16 protein-coding genes and 1 pseudogene are annotated in these 17,746 nt (G+C 32.4%); 4 read left to right on the top strand and 13 right to left on the bottom strand.

The window, feature by feature from the left end; all coding sequences use genetic code 11:
* Positions 1 to 227: 227 nt before the first annotated feature.
* Positions 228 to 911 (bottom strand): molybdate ABC transporter permease subunit, encoded by a 684-nt coding sequence (gene modB, locus CKA54_RS07125; protein WP_120760870.1) that lies wholly within the window; start codon positions 909 to 911, stop codon positions 228 to 230.
* Positions 912 to 949: 38 nt separating this feature from the next.
* The gene (locus CKA54_RS07120) at positions 950 to 2,155 is read right to left on the bottom strand and encodes a saccharopine dehydrogenase family protein (RefSeq protein ID WP_120760869.1); all 1,206 of its coding nucleotides are present in this window, start codon (positions 2,153 to 2,155) and stop codon (positions 950 to 952) included.
* A gap of 140 nt (positions 2,156 to 2,295) precedes the next feature.
* On the opposite strand from CKA54_RS07120, the gene putP reads away from it, so the two are divergent.
* The 3 genes from putP to CKA54_RS07105 all read left to right on the top strand — a co-directional run bounded on the left by putP (position 2,296) and on the right by CKA54_RS07105 (position 6,207).
* Entirely contained in the window at positions 2,296 to 3,774 is a 1,479-nt protein-coding gene (gene putP / locus CKA54_RS07115) for a sodium/proline symporter PutP (RefSeq protein WP_120760868.1), read from the top strand.
* Position 3,775: 1 nt separating this feature from the next.
* Entirely contained in the window at positions 3,776 to 4,747 is a 972-nt protein-coding gene (locus tag CKA54_RS07110) for a putative transporter (RefSeq protein WP_120760867.1), read from the top strand.
* Positions 4,748 to 4,836: 89 nt separating this feature from the next.
* Positions 4,837 to 6,207, top strand: a complete 1,371-nt coding sequence (locus CKA54_RS07105; protein ID WP_120760866.1) for a hemolysin family protein — start codon at positions 4,837 to 4,839, stop codon at positions 6,205 to 6,207.
* Positions 6,208 to 6,572: 365 nt separating this feature from the next.
* On the opposite strand, the gene fusA is transcribed toward CKA54_RS07105, so the two are convergent.
* From fusA to CKA54_RS07050, 11 genes and pseudogenes are all read right to left on the bottom strand, one after another.
* A complete protein-coding gene (fusA, locus tag CKA54_RS07100) occupies positions 6,573 to 8,648 on the bottom strand; it encodes an elongation factor G (RefSeq protein ID WP_120760865.1) in 2,076 nt (691 codons plus the stop codon).
* Between the two features lie 15 nt (positions 8,649 to 8,663).
* Positions 8,664 to 9,134, bottom strand: a complete 471-nt coding sequence (gene rpsG, locus CKA54_RS07095; protein WP_012661188.1) for a 30S ribosomal protein S7 — start codon at positions 9,132 to 9,134, stop codon at positions 8,664 to 8,666.
* 67 nt (positions 9,135 to 9,201) lie between these two features.
* Complete coding sequence (gene rpsL, locus CKA54_RS07090; RefSeq protein WP_012661187.1) at positions 9,202 to 9,585, bottom strand: 30S ribosomal protein S12; 384 nt, start codon at positions 9,583 to 9,585, stop codon at positions 9,202 to 9,204.
* Between the two features lie 198 nt (positions 9,586 to 9,783).
* Positions 9,784 to 11,223 (bottom strand): aldehyde dehydrogenase, encoded by a 1,440-nt coding sequence (gene aldA / locus CKA54_RS07085; protein WP_120760864.1) that lies wholly within the window; start codon positions 11,221 to 11,223, stop codon positions 9,784 to 9,786.
* Positions 11,224 to 11,234: 11 nt separating this feature from the next.
* Positions 11,235 to 11,552, bottom strand: a complete 318-nt coding sequence (locus CKA54_RS07080) for an L-rhamnose mutarotase (protein ID WP_120760863.1) — start codon at positions 11,550 to 11,552, stop codon at positions 11,235 to 11,237.
* Positions 11,528 to 12,322 carry an amidohydrolase gene (locus CKA54_RS07075; RefSeq protein ID WP_120760862.1) on the bottom strand — a complete coding sequence of 265 codons (795 nt, stop codon included), beginning with the start codon at positions 12,320 to 12,322 and terminating at the stop codon, positions 11,528 to 11,530. Before CKA54_RS07075 ends, CKA54_RS07080 begins: the two co-directional genes overlap by 25 nt.
* Before the next feature lies 1 nt (position 12,323).
* A pseudogene (gene fucP, locus CKA54_RS07070) lies at positions 12,324 to 13,568 on the bottom strand (L-fucose:H+ symporter permease).
* A gap of 15 nt (positions 13,569 to 13,583) precedes the next feature.
* Positions 13,584 to 14,375 carry an SDR family oxidoreductase gene (locus CKA54_RS07065; protein WP_120760861.1) on the bottom strand — a complete coding sequence of 264 codons (792 nt, stop codon included), beginning with the start codon at positions 14,373 to 14,375 and terminating at the stop codon, positions 13,584 to 13,586.
* Between the two features lie 19 nt (positions 14,376 to 14,394).
* Positions 14,395 to 15,561 (bottom strand): UxaA family hydrolase, encoded by a 1,167-nt coding sequence (locus CKA54_RS07060; RefSeq protein ID WP_120760860.1) that lies wholly within the window; start codon positions 15,559 to 15,561, stop codon positions 14,395 to 14,397.
* Positions 15,558 to 15,824 carry a UxaA family hydrolase gene (locus tag CKA54_RS07055; protein ID WP_120760859.1) on the bottom strand — a complete coding sequence of 89 codons (267 nt, stop codon included), beginning with the start codon at positions 15,822 to 15,824 and terminating at the stop codon, positions 15,558 to 15,560. Before CKA54_RS07055 ends, CKA54_RS07060 begins: the two co-directional genes overlap by 4 nt.
* A complete protein-coding gene (locus CKA54_RS07050) occupies positions 15,821 to 16,729 on the bottom strand; it encodes a dihydrodipicolinate synthase family protein (RefSeq protein WP_120760858.1) in 909 nt (302 codons plus the stop codon). The genes CKA54_RS07055 and CKA54_RS07050 overlap by 4 nt, the downstream gene beginning before the upstream one ends.
* A gap of 236 nt (positions 16,730 to 16,965) precedes the next feature.
* Between CKA54_RS07050 and CKA54_RS07045 the strand changes: the two genes are divergently transcribed.
* On the top strand, positions 16,966 to 17,736 hold the full coding sequence (locus CKA54_RS07045; RefSeq protein WP_120760857.1) for an IclR family transcriptional regulator: 771 nt from the start codon (positions 16,966 to 16,968) through the stop codon (positions 17,734 to 17,736).
* Positions 17,737 to 17,746: the final 10 nt, after the last annotated feature.

Genomic DNA, 17,746 nt, shown 5'->3' with positions numbered 1-17,746 from the left:
GAAAAGGAAATGAAATTATAGCAACAAAAGCTTAAAGTTTTATTAAATGAAAAAAGAAATGAAAATAAAAAAAGAAATTTATAGAAAGGAGAATTTATAAATATAGAATAAAAGAATATAAAAGAATATAAAAGAATATAAAAGAATATAAAAGAATATAAAAGAATTAAAGTGTATTGATATAGGGTGTATGAAGTGAAGTGTGTTAAAGAAGTGGTGGGGGGGGGTTATACTCTATTTTTTTGCTTATTAAGAAGGTTAACACTTAATAAAACAATAAAACTAAAAATTAAAAGTATAAGGCTATAAACATGAGCTGTAGTAAAATCTAAATTTTCCATACTTTCATATATAGCAATACTTGCTACTTTCGTTTCCCCATTTAAAGAACCACCTATCATTAACACTATACCAAACTCACCCATAGTATGTGCAAAACTTATTACCAAAGCACTGAGTATAGCTGGTTTAATACTAGGTAAAATTACTCTAAAAAGCGTGATGAAAGAATTTTTTCCTAAAGAAAAACTCGCTTCAACGATATTTTTTGAAATTAATGTCATGGAAGTATACAAAGGATTAAACATAAAAGGTAGTGAGTAAATACAACTTGCTATAACCAATCCCTCAAAAGTAAAAGCCAAAGTGATATCAAAGTGCTTTTCTAAAAATACACCTAAAAAAGAATACTTTGAAAATAAAATCAACAAGTAAAAACCAACAACAGATGGTGGTAAAACCAAAGGTAAGGTTATAATTGTTTCTAAAATTTTTTTTGTTCTAAAATGTTTAAAAGCAAAAATCCAAGCAAGTGGCACACAAAAACAAAATAAAATAACACAGGTAATAATAGAAAGCTTCATTGAAACTAAAAAGGGAGTCCAGTCAATATTTTGAAGTAGTTGCAGCATTATCAAAGCTTCGTTCTCAAGCCAAAAAAGGCTTGAGATTATTTTCCTAGAGTTGGCTGCATTTCAATGATCTTCCAAGGGAGTCCTTGAGTGTTTAACTCATCCATAAAAGGTTTAGCGTCAAATTCTTCCATATTAAATACACCCTTACCTTGCCAAATTCCTTTCGCAATTAATTTTGTACCTATCATTGCAGGAACTCCGGTGGTGTAGCTCACAGCTTGCGCTCCAGTTTCTTTAAAGCATTCTTCGTGATTACAAACATTATAAATATATACTTGCTTATCTTTTCCATCTTTTACACCACGTATTACACAACCTATGTTTGTATAACCCTTAGTACGAGGTCCTAAACTAGCGGGATCAGGAAGCAAGGTTTTTAAAAATTCTATTGGTATTATTTCTTTACCTTGATGTATAACAGGTTTAATGCCCAGCATACCAACATTTTCAAGGCATTTCATATGAGTTAAATAACTTTGCCCAAAAGTCATAAAAAATCTAATTCTTTTTAAACCCTTAATGTTTTTCACTAGACTTTCAAGTTCTTCATGATAAAGCAAATAACTATCTTTTATCCCTACTTCAGGATAATCCCACTCCATTTTTATTTCCATAGGCTCAGTTTCTATCCACTTACCTTCTTGCCAATAACGCCCTTTTGCTGAAACTTCTCTTAAGTTGATTTCAGGATTGAAATTAGTTGCAAACGCATAACCGTGATCTCCTGCATTACAATCTAATATATCGATATAGTGAATTTCATCAAATAAATTTTGCTGCGCATAAGCACAAAAAACATTGGTCACACCAGGATCAAATCCACTACCTAATAGCCCTAAAATTCCTGCTTCCTTAAATTTTTCGTTTTTTGCCCATTGCTCTTTGTATTCAAATTTAGCTAAGTCAGGGTGTTCATAATTTGCAGTATCTACATAATGAATATTAGTTTGAATACATGCATCCATTAAAGTTAAATCTTGATAAGGCAAAGCCACATTTAGTAAAATTTCAGCCTTTGTTTTTTTGATAAGCTCAACCACAGCGGCGGTATCATCTGCATCAATTTGCTCAGTGTAAATTTCTACACCTAAGCGTTCTTTGATAAACGCAGCTATTTCATCACACTTGCTTTTAGTTCTACTTGCTAGAGTTATTTTACTAAAAACATCGCTATTCATTGCGCATTTTACAGTTGCAACGCGACTTACACCACCTGCACCTATAATTAAAAGATTTTTCATTAGCCTTCCTCAATTTTTTTGAAAATTGTAGCAAAAAAACTTTATAAAGCATTGAAATTCAATCATAAAAATCTTTTTATAATCTTTTTTTAAAATAAAACAAGTAAAATGATAATTTTTTAAATTTTTTAAGGACACTTATGAATTTACAAAGTGTAGAACTATCTTATCCTATTATTACTACATTTATTACCTATGCATTTTTAATGCTTTTTATAGGTTTTTATTTTTACAAAAAAAATCAAAACAGTAAAGATTATTTTGTCGGAAATGCCTCTATGGGGCCTGTTGTTTCGGCTTTAAGCGCTGGTGCTTCTGATATGAGTAGTTGGCTATTAATGGCCTTTCCTGGTGCATTATATGCAGCTGGTCTTGGACAAATATACATTGCTATAGGCTTGACTTTTGGAATGTTTTTAAATTGGACCTTTGTCGCTAAAAGACTAAAAATCTTCTCGCAAATTGCCAAAGACTGCATTACAATACCTGATTTCTTTGAGAGTCGTTTTCATGATAACAAACATATCTTAAGAAGTGTATGTTCGATCGTGATTTTAGTGTTTTTTACAATTTATATTAGCGCTGGATTAGTAAGTGGCGCTAAACTTTTTGAAAGTGTATTTAACTTGCCTTATCTTTATGCTTTGAGTATTGGATTTTTGGTGATTGTTTTATATACTTTTTTAGGAGGATATAAAGCTGTTTGCTGGACTGATATGATACAAGGACTTTTAATGATGGGTTCTTTGGTAATCATTCCTTTTGTGATGATTTTTGAACTAGGTGGTTTTGGCGAAGCGTTTTCTACTATACATGATGTTAAACCACAAGCTTTTGGATTAGATGGTGGTGGCTGGTTAGTGGTAGTTTCAACTCTAGCATGGGGGCTTGGATATTTTGGTCAACCTCATATATTAATTCGTTTTATCTCTATAAAAAATGTAAAAGAAATTCCTACTGCAACTTTCATTGGGATAACCTGGATGGTAATATCCTTAGCAGGAGCTGCAATGATAGGTTTTTTAGGTATTGCTTATATGGCAAAATTTAACCTTAGTCTAAATGACCCTGAAAGAATATTTATCGTAATGTCTCAAGTGCTTTTTAACCCTTGGGTAGCAGGAATTTTACTCAGTGCTATTTTAGCTGCCATTATGAGCACAGCTAGTTCTCAACTACTAGTGTGTGCATCTACTTTAGTGCAAGATTTTTACACACAAATTTTAAAAAGAAAGACAAGTGACAAAAACATTACCTTATTCTCTCGCATGGGTGTTTTGGTTGTTGCTTGTGTAGCCTTTGTGCTTTCGCTTGATACACAAAGTCAAATTTTAGGTATTGTTTCATATGCATGGGCGGGTTTTGGAGCTAGTTTTGGAAGTGTTATTTTATTTGCACTATTTTACAAAAACATGAGCAAAGAAGGTGCTATAGCGGGTATGATTAGTGGGGCTTTAACTGTTATATTATATAAACATTTTGGCTCAAATTTCATAGCAGTTTATGAAATCATTCCTGGATTTTTAGTTGCGAGCTGTTTTATTGTAATCTTTAGCACTATTTTTAAAGCAAGTAAACAGAGTGTCTGTCACTATGAAAAAATGCTAAAAGAGATCTAAAATGTTTAGATCTTTTTTTTACTCCAAAAAATGGGCATTATGGGCTTATGCGGGATTATTTTTTTTATTAGCCTCTTTACTTGCACAAACTTCTATTAATGTTGCCATTAATGAATGGTATAAAGACTTTTATGATGTTTTACAAGATGCCAAAAATCACAATATTAATGATTTTTATTATTTCATCAAGCAATTTTTATATTTAGCTTTACCTTATGTTTTTATTGCAACCATTACGCAATATTTTGGTAGCATTTATGCCTTTAAATGGCGTGAAGCGATGACTTTTGATTATATTAAATTTTGGCAAAAAAAAGATGACAACATAGAAGGTAGCTCGCAAAGAATTCAAGAAGATATTTACAATTTCTCAAAAATTATAGAAAGCTTAGGATTGGCTTTTGTTAAAGCTATAATGACTTTAATTGCTTTTGTGCCTATTTTATGGATGCTAAGTGCACATGTCCATCTACCTATCTTAAAAGATATCAGTGGTTCTTTAGTATGGATAGCTTTTTTAGTATCCCTAGGAGGGCTTATTATATCATGGTTTGTTGGCATTAAACTCCCTGGACTTGAATATAACAATCAAAAAGCAGAAGCTGCCTTTAGAAAAGAACTAGTCTTTGCAGAAGATGACAGAAAAAATTATGCTAGCGATGAAAGCATTTTAAGTTTATTTACTGGGCTTAAAGTTAACTATAAAAGATTATTTTTACACTATGGATATTTTAATGTGTGGTTATATTTATTTGAGCAATTTATGGTTATAGTTCCTTTTTTAATCATGGCTCCAAGCTTATTTTTAGGTCTTATACAACTTGGAATTATTATACAAGTTGGAAATGCCTTTGATCAAGTTAGATCTTCATTTAGCATTTTCATCACCAACTGGACTACCATAACTCAGTTACGTAGTATTTACAAACGTTTAGATGAATTTGAAAAAAATATAGAATACAGAAAAAAATAAATTAATTTAAAATATACCGTTTATTTTAAGCTGATTTTATAGTTTTGATTTGATATAATTTTGCGAAAAATTTTATTAAAGGAGTTTTTTTGGACCCCAGTCAATCTTTAGACTTAAATCAAACATTACCTACAGTTGCATCAATCGATGTAGGCTATTCTACTTTTATGATTCTTGTTGCACTAGCATTAGTGCTTTTAAACGGCTTTTTTGTTCTTTCTGAATTTGCCATTGTCAAAGTTCGTAGATCAAAACTAGAAGAAATGGTAAAAGAAAAAAAACGCAATGCTAAAAAAGCTTTAGAAGTTACCTCTAAACTTGATACTTATCTAAGTGCATGTCAGCTTGGTATCACATTAAGTTCTCTTGCTCTTGGTTGGATAGGCGAACCCGCTATTGCTAAACTGCTTGAAGTGCCTTTGGCAAATTTAGGTTTAAACTCCACGTTAACGCATACCATTGCATTTATTATTGCATTTGCGATCATCACTTTACTACATGTTGTATTAGGTGAACTTGTACCAAAAAGTATCGCAATCACTATTGCAGATAAAGCCGTACTATGGATAGCAAGACCTTTACACTTATTCTGGTTGCTTTTCTTGCCATTTATAAAGACATTCGACTTCTTAGCGGCTAGTTCTTTAAAAATCATTGGTATCAAACCTGCAAAAGAACATGAATTAAGTCACTCTGAAGAAGAAATTAAATTCATTGCAAGTGAAAGTCAAAAAGGCGGTGTACTAGATGAATTTGAAACAGAAATCATTCGCAATGCTGTTGACTTTTCAGACACTGTCGCAAAAGAAATCATGACACCAAGAAAAGATATGATATGTCTTAATAAGCAAAAAAGTTATGAAGAAAATATGCAAATTGTCTGTCAGCACAAGCATACTCGTTTTCCATACATAGATGGATCAAAAGATGTTATCTTAGGTATGGTACACATTAGAGATATTATGCAAAATGAACTAAGTAAAAACAAGAAAAAACTAGATGATTTCTTGATCAAAATGATTTTGGTTCCAGAAAACATTAGTATTTCAAAAGTTCTTTTTATGATGAACAAAGAGCAAGTACACACTGCGTTAGTTGTTGATGAATACGGTGGAACAGCAGGTCTTTTAACCATGGAAGATATCATGGAGGAGATTGTTGGTGATATCAATGATGAACATGATGATTCTAGTCCGCACTTTAAAAAACTTGCAGAAAATATTTATGAATTTCAAGGAAGATATGAAATTAGCGAAGTTGAAGAATTGCTCAATATACGCTATGATGAAGATTTAGAGCAAGTTACTATAGGTGGATATGTATTTAATCTTCTTGGTCGTCTCCCGGTAGTTGGAGATAGAATAGAAGATGAATTTTGCCACTATGAAGTTAAAAAAATGGATGGCAATAGCATAGAACGTATCAAAGTAGTACGTAAAAACACTGAAGAGGAAGAGTAAAAACTCTTCTTCATTCTAATATAATTTTCTCACGCACTCATTCAAACTCATTCAAACTCATTCAAACTCATTCAAACTCATTCAAACTCATTCAAACTCATTCAAACTCATTCAAACTCATTCAAACTCATTCAAACTCATTCAAACTCATTCAAACTCATTCAAACTCATTCAAACTCATTCAAACTCATTCAAACTCATTCAAATTAAAAACTATCCCAGAAATTGCGAATATTATTTTCCATAAAACTACATAATTTTATAAGAGAGTTAGCAAAACATAAAATATGAAATACAAAATAAAATAGAAAGAAAAAAGAAGAATAAAAAAATAAGATGAGCTATAAAAGCTCATCTTTATGAAATTAACCGTTTCTTTTTTTGATAATTTCTTCAGAAACATTCTTAGGAACTTCATCATAATGATCAAATTCCATAGAGTAAGTAGCACGGCCTTGGGTTTGGCTTCTAAGATCAGTTGAATATCCAAACATTTCAGCCAATGGACAAAATGCTGTGATGATTTTATTACCACCTCTTTCATCCATTGAGTTAACCTGACCACGGCGTTTATTTAAATCACCAATAACATCGCCCATATATTCTTCAGGAGTTTCAACTTCAACTTTCATCATAGGTTCTAAGATTACTGCACCTGCTTTTCTAGCACCTTCTTTAAAGCCCATAGAAGCCGCGAGTTTAAATGCCATTTCAGAAGAATCCACTTCGTGGTAACTTCCATCATAAACTGTTACTTTAACATCTTCAACAGGATAACCCGCTAAAACACCATTTTGCAATGCTTCTTGTACACCTTTATCAACTGCTGGAATATATTCTTTTGGAATTACCCCACCTTTGATATCATTTACAAACTCATAACCACTACCTGGCTCAAGTGGCTCAAGTCTTAAGAATACATGACCATATTGACCACGACCACCTGATTGTTTGGCATATTTATACTCTTGCTCAACTGTTTTTCTAATAGTCTCACGATAAGCAACTTGAGGTTGTCCAACTTCAGCTTCAACTTTAAATTCTCTAAGCATACGATCAACAATAATTTCTAAGTGAAGCTCACCCATACCTGAAATAATAGTTTGACCACTTTCCTCATCTGTAGAAACTCTAAAGCTTGGATCCTCTTGTGCTAATTTATTTAAAGCAATTGACATTTTTTCTTGATCTGCTTTTGTTTTAGGTTCAACAGCAACTGAAATAACAGGATCTGGGAAGTCCATTCTCTCTAAAATAACTTTATCTTTTTCACTTGCTAAAGTATCACCGGTTAATGTATCTTTAAGACCAACAACAGCTCCGATTTCTCCAGCATATAAAGTTTTAATTTCTTCTCTTTTATTGGAGTGCATTTTCAAAAGACGACCAATTCTTTCTTTTTTGTCTTTAGTTGAATTGTATGCATAAGAACCACTTTCTAAACTTCCTCTATAAACACGAACGAAAGTTAATTGTCCAACAAAAGGGTCAGTCATGATTTTGAATGCAAGTCCTGCAAATTCACCATCATCAGTTGATTTTACAGAAACTTCTGTACCATCTTCATATTCACCTTTGATATTTGCTACTTCATCAGGAGCTGGCAAGTAAGCTACAACAGCATCAAGTAATGGTTGAACACCTTTATTTTTAAAAGCTGTACCACATAGCATTGGAACCATAGAAAGATTCAAACAACCTGCTTTAATACCTGCTTTAATTTCTTCTTGAGTAAGCTCTTCCCCGCCTAAATATTTTTCCATTAATTCATCACTAGTTTCAGAAACCGCTTCTATCATTTTTACACGATATTCTTCAGCTTTTTCCATTAACTCAGCTGGAATTTCTTTTTCTACATAATCAGTTGGCTTGTTTTCATCTTCCCATACTAAAGCTTTCATAGTGATAAGATCGATCACACCTTTGAAATTATCTTCAGCACCGATTGGAATTTGAAGTGGAACTGGATTTCCTTTTAGACGATTTTTAATTTGTTCTTCAACATTAAAGAAATTTGCACCAATTCTGTCCATTTTATTTACAAAAACAATTCTTGGAACACCATATTTATTAGCTTGTCTCCAAACTGTTTCTGATTGTGGTTGTACACCACCTACTGAACAAAATACCGCAACAGCACCATCTAAAACACGCATTGATCTTTCAACTTCGATTGTAAAGTCAACGTGGCCCGGAGTGTCAATAAGATTGATTTGGTGATTCTTCCAAAAACAAGTTGTTGCAGCAGAAGTAATTGTAATACCTCTTTCTTTTTCTTGCTCCATCCAGTCCATTGTAGCTGCACCATCATGTACTTCACCGATTTTATGACTCATACCTGTGAAGAAAAGGATTCTTTCACTTGTAGTTGTTTTTCCGGCATCAATGTGCGCTGCAATACCTATATTTCTAACTCTTTTTAAAGGAGTACTTCTTGACATTATTTACACCTTTTCTTACCAACGATAATGAGCAAATGCTTTATTAGCTTCTGCCATTTTATAAGTATCTTCTTTCTTCTTGAACGAAGCACCTTTACTATTAGCTGCATCTAGTAATTCAGCTGCTAATTTCTCAATCATAGTTCTTTCGCTTCTTTTTCTAGCAAAAGAAATAATCCAACGAATAGCTAAAGCTTGTTGTCTAGCTGGGCGTACTTCAACTGGTACTTGGTAAGTCGCTCCACCTACACGGCGAGATTTAACTTCCAATAAAGGTTTGATATTTTCAATAGCATCATTAAAAATTTCTATACCTTTTTTTTCTCCGCCTTTTTTATCGATAGCTTCTAAAGCACCATACATAATAGTTGTTGCTGTACTTTTTTTACCATCATACATTAAAGAATTAATGAATTTTGTGATTACTTTGTTTCCATAAATCGGATCAGGCAAGACTTCTCTTACCGGAGCTTTTCTTCTTCTCATATTTTTCCTTCAAATTTATAATTTTACTCAAACAAAATCAAATCTAACGGATTTGTCTGTATGTTTATTACTTAGCAGCTGCTTTAGGGCGTTTTGCACCATATTTAGAACGAGAAACAGTTCTTTTTGCAACACCTGCTGTATCTAAAGCACCACGCACAATGTGATACTTCACACCTGGTAAGTCTTTTACCCTACCACCACGTACTAAAACAATGCTGTGTTCTTGTAGGTTGTGACCTTCACCACCAATATAACTAATAACCTCAAAGCCACTTGTAAGTCTTACTTTGGCAACTTTTCTTAACGCTGAGTTTGGTTTTTTAGGGGTTGTAGTATAAACCCTAGTACAAACTCCCCTTCTTTGTGGGCAATTTTTAAGCGCTGGAGATTTAGATTTTTCTAAAACTTTTTTGCGCTCTTTTCTAACCAATTGATTTATGGTAGGCACAATAATTCCTTTCTTTAAAAAATATAATAAACTTTGGATAATACCTAAATTTTACTTACAAAAATATAAACTAGATGTATTTTATTTTTACTTTATTAAGTACATTGATAAATAGTGTCATATTAACCAAATACACGCAAAATGTATTTGTTATAAAATCGAAAGAAAATCCTATCTAAAAATAGATAGGATTAAAAACTATTGTTTGTTAGTGTTGTATTGCAAATAAACCACATGAGTTGCTAGGTATTCCTCAAGCCCATGTTTACCATCAGCTCCCCCTATACCGCTTTTTCTAAATCCTGCATGAAAACCTTGCATTGCTTCGAAATTTTCACGGTTGATATATGTTTCACCAAACTTAATCTCTCTGCTTGCTCTCATTGCTATATCTAAATTTTGTGTATAAATAGAGCTTGTAAGACCATATTCGCAATCATTTGCCATATCAATAGCCTCATCAAGAGTATCAAATTTAGCAATCGGTAAAATAGGTGCAAAAATTTCTTTTTGCATAATTTCATCTTCATGCTTAACATTTGTAAGAACACTTGCAGGAAAATAATATCCGCTTGTATCGGTTATTTTTCCACCGCACTCTACAACTGCACCTTTAGCTTTAGCTCTCTCAAGCATCGCCAAAGCATTATCAACACCTGCTTGATTTACAAGTGGACCCATATCAAAATCACCTTTTAGAGTATTGCCAACACTTACTTTACTCATAGCTTTGACAAATTTATCCACAAATTCATCATAAATACTTGAATGCACATAAGCTCTTTCAGCGCAATTACACACCTGGCCGTTGTTGCAAATTCTACTAGCTTTAATTGCTTCAACTGCTAAGTCAATATCAGCATCTTTACAAACTATAGCCGGTGCTTTACCACCTAGTTCTAGCGATACTTTAATGATGTTTTTCGCAGCAGCTTCCATTACTCTGGTGCCTGCTTCAACACTCCCTGTAAGACTCACCATGCCTATATTTTCATTGCTTGATAACTCATGTCCTACCACACTTCCTTTACCCGCTACTAGATTAAATACTCCTTTAGGTAAAGAACTTTGTGCAACAAGTTTTGCAAATTCAAAGGCATTATTAGGTGTTTCACTACTTGGTTTTATAACAATCGTATTGCCTGTAACTAAAGCAGGTGCCATTTTTCTAGCAATAAGAAAAAATGGAAAATTCCAAGGTAAAATTCCGCCAATAACCCCGATTGCACTTTTATATAAATAAATATGCTCATTAGGTCTATCACTTTGTATAATCTCACCTTCATACCTTCTAGCCCATTCTGCCATATAGTCCATATAATCTGCTGTAAAGTTAATCTCTATACTTGCAAGAGTTCTTGTTTTACCCTGTTCTTGCATTAAAACTTCGGTTAAATAATTTGCATTTTTACGTATTAAATTTGCAATTTCTCTTAAATAACTCGCTCTTTCAATCGCCGGCTTTGCTTCCCAAGACTTCTGTGCTTTTTTTGCTGCTTCAATGGCTCTTTTTGTATCCTCTAAAGAAGCACTAGCCACTCTTGATACTACTTCTTTTGTAGCAGGATTTAAAACCTCAATAAATTCACCATCATGTGGAATAAATTCACCATCAATATAATTTAAATAAGTTGTCATTTTTTCTCCTTTCAATCTAAATGAAACACTTCTTCCATATCTAGCCATTTTTGACCCGCATAGCCTAAAGATATTTGGCAAGGATCTGTCACTCTCCACCATTTTTGTGTGTTTACATCTTTTGCCATTTTTGCCATATCCGCTTCAAAATCAGCACCAACGTATTCAAAATATGCAAATAAATACTCTCCGAATAAATAAATAGAGTAATTTTGTATATTACATTTTTTAATCATCTCACAAACCCCATCATAGGGTTTAGCGTGAAGATCTTTATATTCTTGTATTTTTTCCTTTTTAACTTTTATGATTTGCCCATATCTTTGCACCTATCCTCCTTGTAAATTGATAAAGCATTTTTATAAAATATGCCATCTAGATCTTTAAAAACTCCGCTTTCTACAGTAAGCTTCGCCCATTGACTTGGTGGTATTTTTGCAACCGGATAATTACTACCAAATAAAAATCTATCTTCGTTAAAAATGCTTTTTAAAAACACAAAACACTCTTTTACAAACTCTTTGTGAGTTTCTATTGTAAAATCATCTGGAGCGGAAATTTTTATCCATAAATTGGAAAAAAGTTTTAATTTTTCTAGAGTTTTTTTATATGTTTCAAAACATTCCATTTTAGGGCTACCCATATGATTTAGCACAACCTTTAAATCAGAATTTTCTTGCAAAAACCTTTCTAAAAACCATAATTCTTCATTCTTCATACAAGCTTCAAAAACTATATTTTCTTGTTTTAAAACTCGCAATATAATCTTAAAATCTGGTTCAAATAACCTTCTAGCACCTTTTTCGCTTGTATGCATTACTTCTCTAAAAGCACAAAGTTGATCTTTGCATTCTAAATCAGCCAAACAAAGAAAAAGCGCATGAAGCCTCCTTTGCTCTAATGCAAACAAAGCTTCCTTGCTTTTATCATCGCTATTAGTTTCAACATACATTGCACCTAAAAATTGATAGTCTTTATATTCTAATTTTGCTCTTTCAAATTCAAAATTTTGATCTAATCTATCATTAGATTTTATCCATGAAATAGGCATTTTACTTAAATCCCAAAGATGCAAATGAGAATCAAAAATAGCTTGCATGCTATGCCTTTATTTTAGAACCAAAAAATCCATACCAAGATACATACAAGAATAAAGGAGCCATCACCAAATACCCCATACTTGTTCCAAAATGATCATTAACCAAACCTACAATAATAGGCATAATTGCACCACCTACTATACTCATAACCAGCAAAGAACCGCCTAGTTTTACTTGGTTAAAAGGAAGATTTTTGGTTGCAACGGCAAAAATAGTTGGAAAGGAAATTGACATGAAAAAAAACAAAGCAATTAAAATCACTATACTAATAAAACCACTTGCAAAATACAAACACACACATAAAATTACATTAATAAATGAGTACCATCCTAAAATAACTTCACCTTTAATTTTTTTCATTAAAGGGGTAGAAAGGATACGACCCATCATAAAAACAACTAGTGCAATAGAAAAATAATACGCCCCTTGCTCATCTTTTAAATTTTCATTATGTTCACTAAGATAATTAATAAAAAACGCACCTGCACTTACTTGATTTGCTATATATAAAAACTGGGCTAGAAGACCGAGATTAAAATGTTTATGCTTAAACACTCCTATGGGTTTTGAAGTGTCTGTTTACTCATAATCGCTACTCACAGCAGCACCTTCTGGAATTTTATTTAAAGCAAAAGCAATTAAAACCAAAATAACAATAGCTGCTATCCCCACATACACAAGTTGAACATTGCCCATATTAGCTAGCAAGGCTGCTTCGATTTGCTCTTTACTTGCTCCATCTGCCTGCTTAGTAATAGATAAAAATAAAGCACCTCCTATAATAGGTCCTAAAAATTGCCCCAAGCCATTAAAACTTTGAGCAGCGTTAATCCTAAAACTTGCATTTTTTTCATCCCCTAGTTTTACCATATAAGGATTTGCGCTAGTTTCTAAAGAACCAATACCACAAGCTAATATAAAAAACGCAAATAAAAACAAATAAAAATTAGCCAAATTGGTTGCTGGTATAATCAATAAACAACCTATCGCATACAAAATTAAACCAAATATAATAGCGATTTTGTACGAGTATTTATTAGCGATATAACCCGCAGGTAGTGCTATAATAAAATAAGCACCAAAATATGCAAGCTGTAAAAATCCGCTTTCATGCTGTGTAATATGTAGGTGATTTTGAAAATTTTTATTCATTACATCAATCAAACCATAGCTTACTCCCCATAGGAAAAAAAGAGAAGTAACTAGAATAATTGCTATTTTTATATTTTTAGAATTACTTAGCATATAAACCTCCTTTTGCTAATTTTCATCCCAATTTAAAGCTCTATCTAGATGGATATATCCACCATCTGGAGTTAAAATTTGTCCTGTTGTATGTGATGCAAGAGGACTTAGAGTAAAAACAGCTGTGTTTGCTATCTCTTCTATGGTTGTAAAGCGGTGACCCAAAGGGATACATTTTGCTATTTTTTCATATTGTTCTTTTGGATTTGGAAAGTTAGATAACCATTTTTCATAAAGCGGGGTCATCACTTCAGCCGGTGCAATTGCATTTACTCGAATATTATCTTTTGCAAAAGCGCATGCCCATTCTCTTGTAAAACCTATCTGAGCAGCCTTAGCAGAGGCATAAGCTGATGTTCTACCTTGACCTGTTAAACCTGTCTTACTGGTAATATTTAAAATACTCCCTTGTTCTTTTTTGATATATGGTAAACATTCCTTAGCCATAGTATAATAATGAAAAAGATTGTTCTCATAAGATTTGATCAGATCCTGAGTGCTTGTGTTTTCAATATGCAAATTATCATTAGCACCTGCATTATTAACCAAAGCATATATTCCACCATAACTATCAACCACATTTTTCACAAGCATTGTAATTTGTTCTGTACTTTTTAAGTCTATTTGATAAAAACCGTAATTTTCACAAATTTCTTTTAGTTCGTTGTGATTTTTTTCTGCTATTTCACTTCTTGAAAAAATAACAGGAATTCCACCCTCTAGCGCCCATAATTTAGCAATGCCATAACCAATACCTTTTGCCCCACCAGTGATAATACAAACCTTATTTTGAATTTTTAAATCCATATTACATCCTTTTTATAATTTAACAAGTTGTTGCAAGTCTCCAAACTGAAAAGTCGTTTTGCTCGTTTATTTCCGCTTTTACTAATTCTCCATTTGAAATCCGCACAATCAAATCTATAAGTTCATCGCGAACATCCTCTTTTGTTTTCACCCCATCGATAATACTTCCAGCGTTAATATCAATAGCATCATTCATATTTGTATAACAAAAAGTATTAGAACTCATTTTAATAGTAGGTACTATAGCTGATCCAGTAGGAGTACCACGCCCTGTTGTAAAAACGCATATATTCGCCCCACCTGCAACCATAGCACTAAGTTGTTCTATGTCATTTCCAGGGGTATTCATAAAGGTAAGTCCTTTAGAAACTACGGGTTTAGCATAATCTATCACATCCATTAGTGTCTTAGTTCCTGCTTTATACACACAGCCTAAAGATTTTTCTTCTATAGTGCTAAGACCACCTTCTATATTTCCAGGACTTGGGTTGGCTCCACGAATGTCAGCATGAAAAGATTTAACCAAATTTTCATAACCTAAAATTTTCTCATACACTTTTTTTGCAACTTCATCATTTTTAGCTCTTTTGGCTAAAATTGCTTCACAACCTATCAACTCAGTTGTCTCAGCTAAGATAACAGAACCGCCCTGCTCGATCACAAAATCACTCAAACTTCCTAATGCAGGATTTGCACTTAAACCACTATAACTATCACTCCCACCACATTCTGTTCCTAAAATCAAATCACTGAAATCACCTTCGCTTTTTTCTATTTTAGATGCATTTTCGAGCATAGATTTAACAATATCTACCCCTTTATCAATGGTATTTTTACTTCCACCACACTCTTGAATTACTAGATATTCCACCTGCTTATAAGGAGTTGCTTCTTTGATTTTTTCTGCTACAGTTTTTGCCTGTATCACCTCACACCCCAATCCAACAACCAAAACACCAAAAACATTTGCATTGCTTCCATGTCCTATTAAAACATCTCTCGTTTGCAATGCATCAAAATCAAGCTGTGAACAACCATGCTGATGATTGATATATACCGCACCATCGCATTTTTTTGCTATGTTTTCACATACTTTATTAGCACAATGCACGCTTGGTATAATAATAACTTTATTTCTTAAGCCAAATTTACCATCTGCTCTACGATATCCCATTATTTTCATCATTCTTCCTTATCACCTCTTGCGCGAATCCCATCAATATTATGTGTATGGACCCATTCTCCTGCATAAATTGTCTTATTTGCCATTGCTATGGCTTCTGAATATTTAATTATAAGCTGATTTTTATCTATAGTTTTAATTGCGAATTTATGTCCATTTTTTATATCTTCTCTCAAGATAACTCCTGCAAGTTCTTCGCCCTTTTGAAGGTCTTTTAATGCGGTTGCAACATTATCTTTTTCATGCACAATGATAAAATTACTCATAATAAAATTCCAGTTTCTTGTTCTAAAGTTTGAATTACATTCTTAGCTTCATTGCAAAATTGCTCCAAATAAGATTCAGCTTTTATAGAACTAGGATGAATTCTAAAACGAGTAAATTCAAAACCTCTAAGCTTTAATAACAATGCAAAACCCATAGGAAAACTAATACTCATCGCAAAGCGTATAGCTTTTAATAAACTTTTTTGTATGCCTAGTGCTTTTTCATAGTTGTTATCACACATACAGTGATAAATTTCACTCATAAGCTCAGGAAATACACCACCTATACTTGTCATAGAGCCTTTTGCACCAGCAAATAAAGCTCCTGCATAAAATTCCTCTCTACCAACAAACACATCAAAATCACAAGGCACTACATCAAGTATATGATTTAAAAGCAAAGCATCTCCGCTGCTATCTTTAATCCCGACAACATTATCTAACTTAGAAACCCTCTCTATTAGTCCTAAGCTCATACTAGGTGCAAATAAAGGTATATTGTAAACATAAACAGGTATTTTCGCACTATTTGCAACTAGCTTAACATATTCAAAAAGATCATTTTCATCTAATTTATAATAATAAGGCATTGCTAGCAAAAGTGCATCTAAATTTAACTCATACGCCTTTTGTGCTAGAATAAGTGTGTGCTCATATACTGTAGAAGTAATACCAGTAATCACAGGGACATTGTTTTTAGCAACACTCTTTGATAGTTGCATTAATTTAACTTGTTTTTCTAAACTTAATGCTTGAGAATCTCCTGCGCTTCCATTACAAAAAAGCCCATTTAAGCCTTTTGAAATTCCAAATTCGCAATAACGAATAAATTCTTTTTCATCAATATTCCCATGAACATCATAAGGTGTCAATAAGGCCGGAAAAGTTCCTTTTAAATTTCCCATATCTTTCCTTTCATTATTTTTGTATATACAAAAATATTTTTATATACAAAAAATATAGCTAAAAATAGAAATTTTAAAAAATCTAAATAAAATACCAATTTTTATTCAAAAGCCTTTAATGCGGTATTATTACCTCGATTATGGAAAAAATTACACAAGTAAAATAGAAATAAATTACGTAAAAATGTTACTAAAAGTAAAAATTATGATAGAATTTATCCATCAAAAGGAGTAAAATGACACATCAGCCAACTTTAAGAGTTTTGAAAATTTTAGAATTGCTTACCAATACAAGTGAAAAAAATACATTAAGTTCAATCGCAAAAAAACTAGATATTCCTCCAGGAACACTCTCTCCTATATTACAAACCCTACAAGCTAAAAACTACATCAAATGCGATAAAAACAAAATTTATACATTAGATTATAAAATTTTAGAAATTAGTCGCTGTGTTTCAATGAAAAATAGCGCTCTAGAACTTATTAAAAAGCATATGAAAAATATTAGAAATTTAACAGGGCAAACTTGCCAAATGGGGATATTAAAAGAAGGAGATGTGTTTTATCTTGAAAAAATAAATCCTGATCATCATATTCAGATTAAATCTTTTGTTGGAGCTTCTTACCCAGCTTATGCTACTTCTTTAGGCAAAGCTTTATTGGAAATGAAAAGTTACAAAGAACTTCAATCAATTTACCCCCACCCTTTTGAAAAAATCACTCCTAATACCATTGCAAATATAGAAGAGTTGTATAAAGAATTGACACTTATTAAAAAAGAAAAAATAGCTTTAGAAAGCGGGGAAATGAATCCTGAAATCGAATGCATGGCTATAGGGATTGAACATAATGATAAAATCATAGCAGCAATTAGTATTTCTTATCATATATTTTACTCTGATGAAAAATTTAAAAAGAAAAATAAGAAAATTTTATTAGATGAAAAATTTAAAATAGAACAGGAGTTAAATTTATATTTTCCAGAATTGGAAAATATATATCAGTAAAAATCCCTTG

This window comes from Campylobacter sp. P255 (assembly GCF_003627915.1).
GTDB lineage: Bacteria > Campylobacterota > Campylobacteria > Campylobacterales > Campylobacteraceae > Campylobacter_D.
This window is presented reverse-complemented; position numbering and strand designations above follow the sequence as displayed.